The 606-nt window shown below is 71.3% G+C and carries 1 pseudogene; it reads left to right on the forward strand.

The annotated features are described in order from the left end of the window. Nucleotides 1–606 (forward strand): annotated as a pseudogene (locus DSD19_RS12470) (transposase); the annotation flags it as partial.

Here is a 606-nt window from a genome sequence, read left to right on the forward strand (position 1 = left end):
AGACAAGAAGATGGCGTGGCACGCGCCGCATGAGGGCCGTCCAGGACGCCCGCCGGTCTTCTCGGATGCGGCGATCCGGTTCTGCCTGTCGATCGGTGTGCTGGCCAAGCCGCCGCTCAGGCAGACCGCCGGGATGGTCGCGAGCCTCCTGCGCCTGGCCGGGCCCGATTGGCCGGTTCCGGACTGCCCGACGCTCTTCCGGAGGCAGAGGACCCTGCAGGCGCAAATCCCATGGCGCCGCGCCGAGGGGCCGCCGAACCTGCTGGTGGACAGCACCGCGATCGAGTTCCTCGGGTGAAGCGGGACCGGGGCCCCAGCCGGGCCGCGTAAGCCCGATGAACCGAACGGGCAGGCCCGCAAGCATGGCGTTCAGGCCCGCCGCCAATGGCGCAAGGTGCCTCTGGCCAGGGATGCCGCCGCTTCGGACATCCGCGCCGACGCTCTCGGCCCCGGCACAGCCGGCCGGGAAGACGACACCCCCTTCCTCGGAAAAACGATCCCCCGGACCGTTTTCCGATCCGCCTCATCGCCGGACTTGCCCGACCGGATCCCCCAGGCCGAGGATATCGGCACCGTGACCGCGGACGGCGCTTGCGGCACTCGACG

The organism is Rhodovulum sp. BSW8 (assembly GCF_003314725.1).
Lineage (GTDB): Bacteria > Pseudomonadota > Alphaproteobacteria > Rhodobacterales > Rhodobacteraceae > Rhodovulum > Rhodovulum visakhapatnamense.